The sequence below is a fragment of the Amycolatopsis sp. NPDC026612 genome, from assembly GCF_040638285.1.
Classification (GTDB): Bacteria; Actinomycetota; Actinomycetes; order Mycobacteriales; family Pseudonocardiaceae; genus Amycolatopsis.
In genome coordinates, this window is the sequence record NZ_JBEZYB010000001.1 from 367,868 (window position 1) to 376,703 (window position 8,836).

Sequence of the window (8,836 nt, forward strand, 5' to 3'; positions counted from 1 at the left end):
GCGGACATCCTGGCATGATCAGGTGGCCGGCGGGGAGTTTCCCGCAGGCCGACCGGGGTGCGGTGGTCGATCGGGGGGCGCGGTTGCGGGCTCCCGCGAGGCTTGCCGTAGACTTCGGGACTTGGAACGCACTACGGTCATCCCCGCCTGGATGGTGGGGACGATGGAATGCGTCCTCCGGGGCTCCGAGCGATCGGGCCTCACAGGGGTGTAGCTCAATTGGCAGAGCAGCGGTCTCCAAAACCGCAGGTTGCAGGTTCAAGTCCTGTCACCCCTGCGTAACGGAACTGGTGGAGCGGAGGAGTGGTCGTGAGCGACAGCGACGCCAGCGGCGGCGAGCACGAGCAGGACGGCACCGGGCAGAAGCCCGAGAGCCCGTCCCGCCCCGTCACAGCTGCCGCCCGGCGTGAACGCCGTGCGACCGCTCGCCCGGCGGGGAAGTCCGCGGCACGTGCGGACGACAAGACCCGCCCGGCCGGGAAGTCGGGGGAGAAGACCGCTCCCGACGCGAAGGGCGCTCCGACTCCGAAGCGGGACCAGAAGCCGAAGAAGGCCTCCGTGTTCGCGCGGCTGGTGCGCTTCATCCGCGAAGTCTGGGCGGAGCTGCGCAAGGTCATCTGGCCCAACCGCAAGCAGATGGTCACCTACACCGTGGTCGTGCTGGCCTTCGTGGTCTTCATGGTGGGCCTGGTGAGCGTGCTCGACCTGGCATTCAAGTGGGGCATCGGCAAGATCTTCGGCTGACGCGCTCCAGCGCGCGCCGACGGGGCCCAGGTCCCGGGCCGGCCCGCAATGATCAACTGAGAGGACGGAACGTGACCTCCGACAACGGCACATCAGCCGGTCACGACCTGACCGAGCTTTCCGACGAGCAGGTGCACGCGGCACTCGGTGACGAGGAGTCCGCGCACCTCGAGCCCGTCGACGTGTCGGACTCCGAGGTCGACGAAGCCGCTTCCGGCGACGAAGACGTGGCACCTGCGTCCGACGAAGACGCCGTGTCCGGCGAAGACGTCGTGCTTGACGAGACCGCCGAGCCCGCCGCGGACGACGAGGACCCGGTCGCCAAGCTGCGCTCCGAGCTGCTCGCCGCGCCCGGCGAGTGGTACGTCGTGCACTCGTACGCCGGGTACGAGAACAAGGTGAAGACCAACCTCGAGACCCGGACCCAGACCCTGGACGTCGAGGACTACATCTTCCAGATCGAGGTCCCGACCGAAGAGGTCACCGAGATCAAGAACGGCCAGCGCAAGCAGGTGCAGCGCAAGGTGCTGCCCGGCTACATCCTGGTCCGGATGGACCTGAACGACGCCTCGTGGAGCGCGGTGCGCAACACGCCGGGTGTCACCGGGTTCGTCGGCGCCACCTCGCGGCCGTCGCCGCTGACCGTGGACGAGGTGCTCAAGTTCCTCGCCCCCAAGGTCCAGAGCGAAGCCCCGGCGAAGGGCGGCAAGGGCGATTCCACCGCCACCGCGGCCCCGCTCGGTGGCCCGGCCGTCGAGGTCGACTTCGAGATCGGCGAGTCGGTCACGGTCATGGACGGCCCGTTCGCCACGCTGCCGGCGACGATCTCCGAGGTCAACGTCGATGGGCAGAAGCTGAAGGTTCTGGTGTCGATCTTCGGCCGGGAGACCCCGGTCGAGCTGTCGTTCAACCAGGTCTCCAAGATCTGACGGCCGCCCGTTCGGCCGCAGTCCCCACGTCCACGGCAGGTACGCGGGGAACGTAGTACAGGACAGGAAAAGAAATGCCACCCAAGAAGAAGAAGCTTGCGGCGATCATCAAGCTGCAGATCAAGGCGGGTGCGGCCAACCCCGCTCCGCCGGTCGGCCCCGCGTTGGGCCAGCACGGCGTCAACATCATGGAGTTCTGCAAGGCCTACAACGCCGCGACCGAGTCGCAGCGTGGGGACGTCGTCCCGGTCGAGATCTCCGTGTACGAGGACCGGTCGTTCGACTTCAAGCTGAAGACGCCGCCGGCCGCGCGCCTGCTGCTCAAGGCCGCTGGTGTCGAAAAGGGCTCCGGCGAGCCGCACAAGACCAAGGTCGCCAAGGTCACCTGGGACCAGGTCCGCGAGATCGCCAAGACCAAGGAGACCGACCTCAACGCGCACGACATCGACCAGGCCGCGAAGATCATCGCCGGCACTGCTCGGTCGATGGGCATCACGGTCGTCTGAGTCTTCTGCCTCGACTCCGTCGAGGCGGCGAAATCGCCCGAAGCCGATTTCTTCCTTCCCGATCCGCTCGGCTCGAGGGGCCGATCGAATCGCTCAGTCCAGAAATCGGCGCGATTTCGCACCCGTGGGAGAGCCGCGTGCTGGCTCCTACCACACTGATCCGTTTTCGAAGTTAAGGACAGAAGCATGACCAAGCACAGCAAGGCTTACCGCCAGGCTGCGGAGCTGATCGACAAGTCGCGTTTCTACGCGCCGCTCGAGGCTGCGAAGCTGGCGAAGGAAACCTCCAAGACCAAGATGGACGCGACCGTCGAGGTCGCGATGCGTCTCGGTGTGGACCCCCGCAAGGCCGACCAGATGGTCCGCGGCACCGTGAACCTGCCGCACGGCACCGGTAAGACCGCCCGCGTCATCGTCTTCGCCGTCGGCGACAAGGCCGCCGAGGCCGAAGCCGCCGGTGCGGACGCGGTCGGCACCGACGAGCTGATCGAGCGCATCCAGGGTGGCTGGCTCGACTTCGACGCCGCGATCGCGACGCCGGACCAGATGGCCAAGGTGGGCCGCATCGCCCGCATCCTCGGCCCGCGTGGCCTGATGCCGAACCCGAAGACCGGCACGGTGACCCCCGCGGTCGAGAAGGCCGTGAAGGACATCAAGGGCGGTAAGATCAACTTCCGCGTCGACAAGCAGGCCAACCTGCACCTGGTGATCGGCAAGGCTTCCTTCGACACCGAGAAGCTGGTCGAGAACTACGCCGCCGCGCTGGACGAGATCCTCCGCGCCAAGCCGTCGTCGGCGAAGGGCCGGTACCTGAAGAAGGTCACCTTCACCACCACGATGGGCCCGGGCATCCCGGTCGACCCGCTGCGGACCCGCAACCTCCTCTCGGAGGACGCGGCCGTCTGAGTCGGACATCACCAGAAAGGGCGTCCCCGCTTGCTGCGGGGGCGCCCTTTCTTCGTGTCTTATTGACGGCATGCCGACTTTCGCGTCGTTCGACGGGCTCCGGTTGAACTACACCGTGTGGGAGGGCGAAGGCGGCTACCGCCCGGTGCTGCTGCAACACGGTTTCGCCGCGGACACGAACGCGAACTGGATCTCCACCGGCGTCGTCGCGGCGCTGCGGGAGGCCGGCTTCACGGTCGTCTCACTGGACGCGCGCGGCCACGGCCGCTCCGAGAAGCCGCACGACGAGTCCCGCTACACCGAGGACGCGATGGCACGGGACGTCTCGGCGCTGCTCGACGAACTGGTCCTCGACGAGGTGTCCATGGTCGGCTACTCGATGGGCGCGGTCATCGCCCTGACCGCAACGGCGGCCGACAAGCGCATCCGCTGCCTGGCGACGGGCGGCGTGGGCTCGGGCATCGTCGACTTCGGCGGCGTCGACCTCCGCGTGGTGAAGCCGGCCGACGTCGCTTCGGCCCTGCTGGCCGAGGACCCGTCGACGGTCCCGCCATCGGGAGTCCCGTTCCGCCTGCTGGCCGACGCCGTCGGCGGCGACCGCCAGGCCTTGGCGGCGGTGGCGCTGGCCTCCCGCGAGGGACACCTGGACCTGTCGGCGATCGGCGTCCCGACCCTGATCCTGGCGGGCGAGCAGGACCAGCTGGCCGCCCAACCGGAACGCCTGGCGGCGGCCATCGCGGGAGCCCGCCTGGTCCGCATCCCGGGCGACCACATGACGGCGGTGATGTCGCCGGCGTTCGCGGAGGCGCTGGTGGCGTTCCTCTCGGCTCCGCAGCCGCGCTGAGTCAGCTGGTCGGTGTCGCGGTGGACGGCACCCCGCTGCACTTCGCCGGCCCGATCGCGTGGCCGGTGATGAGCCACTGTCCCTTCTCGACCTTCGAGACCGTGAAGACGCCCAGTGCCGGGCCACCCTTGACGGCGAAGGTGCACGAATCGATCGTCACGGTGTCGCCCGGCAGGGGTTCGGAGACACTCGACGGCAGGGATTCGGCGTAGTCGTTCTTGTTCGTCACCAGGGTCGCGAGGAATTCGACGGCCTTCTTGCAGTCGGTCTGGGCGGCGTTCTGGCGGAACGTCTGGGCGATGTCCTGCGCGAACCCGGTCTGGACGTCGCGCTGCCCCTCGTTCTGGAACCGGCCGCAGGCGTCGTCGACCCGGCCTTGGGCGACGTTGTGGTACACCATCCGCACGGCCTCGTACGGGTTCGTCGAGAACACGTGGTTCGTGTGGTAGGTCCCGCCGCCCTCCTGGGCGAGCTGGGCCGAGGACTTGCCGGCGTCGTTGGGGAAGAAGTGGTTGTACAGCCACGTACCCGCGATCGCGAGGAGCACGAACGCCAGCACCCAGGCGAGGACCTTCTTGCCGAGCCAGGTCACCCACTTCGGCGCCCGGCGGCGCTCAGCCGGGACGAGCTGGTAACCCGGCGGGATCATCGGCGGTTGGCCACCTTGCCGGGACGCCGGCGCCTGGACCACGCCGTCGCCGGGGGCGGGTGCCGGCTGGTTGCCCTGCTGGGCCTGGGTGAAGCGCAGGTAGTCCTGGAACTGCTGGAACTGGCGGAACTGCTCCAGCTCGGCCGGATCGACCGGCGGCGGAGCGGCCGCCCCGGACGGCTGGGGGAGCGCCGGGGGGCTTTGCCGGAGCGCGGGAGTGGTGCTCGGCTGGGGTAGTGCCGGGGGATTCTGCTGGGGCGCGGGAACATCGCCCGGCTGAGGCAGAGCCGGGGAACCCTCCGAGGGCGCCGGAGCGTTGCCGGGGCGGCCGTTCCCCGTGGCGGGCGCGTTCGGGCCCGCCGGTTCGATGTCCGAGCCCGGCTTTCCGTCATCACGCTGCTCCGCCACGTCACCATGATGCCCTCCGGGCCGCCGTGGGGAACCCCCAGCCGTCCTAATGCAGGTCACGGCCCGGGGGTGGGTGCGGGTCCGAAAACCCGTCACGTATGCTTGACCACGGTTCTACCGAAGACCGCTGGTTTTCCGAGTGCTCTCCCGAGCGTGAGGAACGAAGGTCCCGCATCGCCGGGCGGCCCGCGCAGGAGGAACGAGGCCCGGCCGCTCTGCGTGCCGGAAGACGCCCCGCGCCTGCTTGCGCGAGGGCGTTTTGTCGTTTCGGGGGCTCTTCGGGCCAGTGGAAACACTAGCCAAGAGAGGAGGCGACCATGGCGAAGCCCGACAAGGTGGCGGCCGTCGCCGAGATCGCGGAGAGCTTCCGCACCAGCTCGGCCACCGTCGTTACCCAGTACACCGGCCTCTCCGTGTCCCAGCTGTCCCAGCTGCGCCGCGCTCTCGGCACCAGTGCCAAGTACCGGGTCGCGAAGAACACCCTCGTCAAGCGTGCCGCTGAGGACGCCGGCGTCCAGGGGCTCGAGGACCTGTTCGTCGGTGCGACCGCCATCGCCTTCGTCGAGGGTGAAGCTGTCGACGCCGCCAAGGCGCTTCGCGACTTCGCGAAGGACAACAACGCGCTTGTGATCAAGGGCGGCTACATGGACGGCCGTGCGCTGTCCGTGGACGAGATCAACCGGATCGCCGATCTCGACAGCCGTGAGGTCCTGCTCGCCAAGGCGGCGGGCGCGTTCAAGGCGAAGCTGTCCCAGGCCGCCGCGCTGTTCCAGGCGCCGGCGTCCCAGGTCGCCCGCCTGGCTGCCGCGCTGGAGGAAAAGCAGCGCAACGCCACCGGTACCGAAGCAGCCGAAGCACCCGCCGAGAGCTGAACCACCCCCCATCCCGAACGTCTAGTTCGTTTTTCTGAGAGGAAGCCATCATGGCGAAGCTGAGCACCGCCGAGCTGATCGACGCCTTCAAGGAGCTGACCCTCCTCGAGCTGTCCGAGTTCGTGAAGGAGTTCGAGGAGACCTTCGACGTCACCGCCGCCGCGCCGGTCGCCGTTGCCGCCGCCGGCCCGGCCGGTGCCGCTGCCGAGGCCCCGGAGGAGCAGGACGAGTTCGACGTCATCCTCGAGGGCGCCGGCGAGAAGAAGATCCAGGTCATCAAGGTCGTCCGCGAGGTCGTCTCGGGTCTGGGCCTGAAGGAGGCCAAGGAGCTGGTCGAGGCCGCTCCCAAGGCCCTCCTGGAGAAGGTCGACAAGGAGGCCGCCGAGGCCGCCAAGGAGAAGCTCGAGGCTGCGGGCGCCAAGATCTCCATCAAGTGATCTTGGGCGCGCCAGCGCCTACGCACCACCTCTGACGGGGGCGGGCATCCACTCGGATGCCCGCCCCCGTCCCGTTTGCCGGGATACTGCGCCCGGGTGTTGCGCGGCCGCTCGCCGGAGCGACTCGATGACCATGACCGACCCCGAACACCTCGAGCTCCTCGCGCAGCAGCTGACCGACCGGGCGCCCCTGCTCACGCTCTCCCTGGCGGCGGTGGTCGCGCCCGTGGTGTTCCTGCTGGTCCTCGTCGCCCTCACCGTGCTCGCCTAGGAGGGGTCCCCTAGGAGCGCTGTCCGAATGGCCCCGGGGCCCCCGAATCGCGGGTTCGGGGGCTGAGAAGTCTGCGCCGTTGCCCCGTTTGGACTACCGTGCTGGCAGTTGGCGATCACGGCGGGGTGACGATGGACCCGGGGCTGGCCAGAAAAGAAAACTGGTGAGTAACCTGTTCGCACTCAGCTCGTTGCACCTGGTTGACGCGGGTTCGTGGGCGCCACAGGCCCGCACCCGCCGCCGGCATGGGTGGCAGGGTGTGGCAGCGGGCGCAATGACGCGGAACAGCTCCTGGAGGTGCGATGGGTGCCGAGGTGGTCATCGAAGGTCTGACGAAGTCCTTCGGTAAGCAGGCCATCTGGCGGGACGTCACGTTGACGCTCCCCCCGGGCGAAGTGTCGGCCATGCTCGGCCCGTCGGGGACCGGCAAGTCGGTGTTTCTCAAGTCGATGATCGGGCTGCTCAAGCCCGACCGCGGCCGCTGCATGATCAACGGGGTGGACATCGTCACCTGCTCCGAGCACAAGCTGTACGAGATCCGGAAGCTGTTCGGTGTCCTCTTCCAGGACGGCGCGCTGTTCGGCTCGATGAACCTGTACGACAACGTCGCCTTCCCCCTGCGCGAGCACACGAAGAAGTCCGAGACGGAAGTCCGCCGGATCGTCCTCGAAAAGCTCGACATGACCGGTCTGAACGGCGCCGACAAGAAGCTGCCGGGCGAGATTTCCGGCGGGATGCGCAAGCGCGCCGGCCTGGCCCGCGCCCTGGTGCTCGACCCGGAGATCATCCTGGTCGACGAGCCGGACTCGGGCCTGGACCCGGTCCGCACCACCTACATTTCGCAGCTGTTCCTCGACGTCAACGCGCAGATCGACGCGACGTTCCTGATCGTCACCCACAACATCAACCTGGCCCGCACGGTGCCCGACAACCTGGGCATGCTCTTCCGCAAGGAACTGGTCATGTTCGGTCCGCGCGAGGTGCTGCTGACCAGCGAAGAGCCGGTCGTCAAGCAGTTCCTCAACGGCAAGATGCAGGGTCCGATCGGCATGTCCGAGGAGAAGGACAGCGCCCAGATGGCCGCCGAGCAGGCGATGTTCGACGCCGGTCACCACGCGGGCGGGGTCGAGGACGTCACCGGGGTGCCGCCGCAGATGCAGACGACACCGGGCGTGCCCACCCGGATGGGTGCCGTCCGCCGCAAGGACCGGGTCATGGAGATCATGCACCGGCTGCCGCCGGCCGCGCAGGAAAGCATCGTCGAATCGCTGAGCCCGGAGGAGCAGCGCCACTACGGTGTGCGGCCGCACCGCGGGCAGCCGCAGCAGGTCGGCGCCCGCCCGCAGGGTGATGGCGTCCCGAACCAGCACCACGGGCAGCTGCCCGCCGACCAGGTGGCGCGCATCCCGGGCGGCGGCCAGCCGCCCAGAACCGGCACGCACCGAATGCCACCGAACAACGGGCCAGGTGGCCAGTGAGCTCTCCCGCAACACAGGCGAAGATCCCCGGGATCGGCATGCTCCGCGAGACCGGGAACCTGTTCGCTCTCGGCCTGGACATCGTCCGCGGCCTGTTCCAGCGCCCGTTCCAGCTGCGGGAGTTCATCCAGCAGTCGTGGTTCATCGCGAGCGTGACGATCCTGCCGACGGCCCTGGTGGCCATCCCGTTCGGCGCGGTCATCTCGCTGCAGTTCGGCTCGCTCGCCCGCCAGCTGGGCGCGCAGTCCTACACCGGCGCGGGCTCCGTGCTCGCCACCGTGCAGCAGGCCAGTCCGCTGGTCACCGCGCTGCTGGTGGCGGGCGCGGGCGGCTCCGCCGTCTGCGCCGACATCGGCGCGCGGACCATCCGCGAAGAGATCGCCGCGATGGAGGTGCTCGGCGTCTCCGCGGTCCAGCGGCTGATCGTGCCGCGCACCCTCGCCATGATGCTGGTCGCGCTCCTGCTCAACGGCATGGTCAGCGTCATCGGCGTGCTGGGCGGCTACTTCTTCAACGTCGTGCTGCAGGGCGGGACGCCGGGTGCTTACCTGGCGAGCTTCTCCGCCCTCGCGCAGCTGCCCGACCTGTGGGTCGGTGAGCTCAAGGCGCTGATCTTCGGGTTCATCGCCGCCGTCGTCGCGTCCTACCGGGGCTTGAACCCCTCCGGCGGCCCGAAGGGCGTCGGGGACGCGGTGAACCAGTCGGTGGTCATCACGTTCCTGCTGCTGTTCGTCGTGAACTTCGTGATCACCCTGATCTACCTGCAGATCGTGCCCGGAAAGCTGGACTAGC

11 protein-coding genes and 1 tRNA gene are annotated in these 8,836 nt (G+C 68.6%); 11 read left to right on the forward strand and 1 reads right to left on the reverse strand.

Translation table 11 applies throughout. The features are described from left to right. Positions 1 to 204: 204 nt before the first annotated feature. From AB0F15_RS01975 to AB0F15_RS02000, 6 genes are all read left to right on the forward strand, one after another. A tRNA-Trp gene (locus AB0F15_RS01975) sits at positions 205 to 277 on the forward strand. Positions 278 to 303: 26 nt separating this feature from the next. Then, on the forward strand, positions 304 to 744 hold the full coding sequence (gene secE / locus AB0F15_RS01980; RefSeq protein ID WP_360263691.1) for a preprotein translocase subunit SecE: 441 nt from the start codon (positions 304 to 306) through the stop codon (positions 742 to 744). A gap of 71 nt (positions 745 to 815) precedes the next feature. Next, complete coding sequence (gene nusG, locus AB0F15_RS01985; RefSeq protein ID WP_360263694.1) at positions 816 to 1,673, forward strand: transcription termination/antitermination protein NusG; 858 nt, start codon at positions 816 to 818, stop codon at positions 1,671 to 1,673. 74 nt (positions 1,674 to 1,747) lie between these two features. After that, positions 1,748 to 2,179: a 50S ribosomal protein L11 gene (rplK, locus tag AB0F15_RS01990; RefSeq protein WP_328445594.1), complete on the forward strand. Its 432-nt coding sequence runs from the start codon at positions 1,748 to 1,750 to the stop codon at positions 2,177 to 2,179. A 186-nt stretch (positions 2,180 to 2,365) separates the two neighbouring features. Next, positions 2,366 to 3,085, forward strand: a complete 720-nt coding sequence (rplA, locus tag AB0F15_RS01995; protein ID WP_360263698.1) for a 50S ribosomal protein L1 — start codon at positions 2,366 to 2,368, stop codon at positions 3,083 to 3,085. Between the two features lie 70 nt (positions 3,086 to 3,155). Next, complete coding sequence (locus AB0F15_RS02000) at positions 3,156 to 3,929, forward strand: alpha/beta hydrolase (protein WP_360263701.1); 774 nt, start codon at positions 3,156 to 3,158, stop codon at positions 3,927 to 3,929. 1 nt (position 3,930) lies between these two features. Here the strand turns inward: AB0F15_RS02000 and AB0F15_RS02005 are convergent, their stop codons facing one another. After that, entirely contained in the window at positions 3,931 to 4,986 is a 1,056-nt protein-coding gene (locus AB0F15_RS02005) for a hypothetical protein (RefSeq protein ID WP_360263704.1), read from the reverse strand. Positions 4,987 to 5,303: 317 nt separating this feature from the next. Here AB0F15_RS02005 and rplJ point away from each other — a divergent pair, with 317 nt between their 5' ends. The 5 genes from rplJ (at position 5,304) to AB0F15_RS02030 (ending at position 8,835) form a co-directional block, all read left to right on the forward strand. After that, positions 5,304 to 5,858 carry a 50S ribosomal protein L10 gene (rplJ, locus tag AB0F15_RS02010; RefSeq protein WP_360263707.1) on the forward strand — a complete coding sequence of 185 codons (555 nt, stop codon included), beginning with the start codon at positions 5,304 to 5,306 and terminating at the stop codon, positions 5,856 to 5,858. Positions 5,859 to 5,908: 50 nt separating this feature from the next. After that, complete coding sequence (gene rplL / locus AB0F15_RS02015; protein WP_360263709.1) at positions 5,909 to 6,295, forward strand: 50S ribosomal protein L7/L12; 387 nt, start codon at positions 5,909 to 5,911, stop codon at positions 6,293 to 6,295. Positions 6,296 to 6,422: 127 nt separating this feature from the next. Further along, positions 6,423 to 6,566 (forward strand): hypothetical protein, encoded by a 144-nt coding sequence (locus AB0F15_RS02020; RefSeq protein WP_360263712.1) that lies wholly within the window; start codon positions 6,423 to 6,425, stop codon positions 6,564 to 6,566. 302 nt (positions 6,567 to 6,868) lie between these two features. Then, positions 6,869 to 8,044, forward strand: a complete 1,176-nt coding sequence (locus AB0F15_RS02025; RefSeq protein ID WP_360263714.1) for an ABC transporter ATP-binding protein — start codon at positions 6,869 to 6,871, stop codon at positions 8,042 to 8,044. A 38-nt stretch (positions 8,045 to 8,082) separates the two neighbouring features. Continuing rightward, positions 8,083 to 8,835: an ABC transporter permease gene (locus tag AB0F15_RS02030; RefSeq protein WP_013222532.1), complete on the forward strand. Its 753-nt coding sequence runs from the start codon at positions 8,083 to 8,085 to the stop codon at positions 8,833 to 8,835. Position 8,836 lies beyond the last annotated feature (1 nt).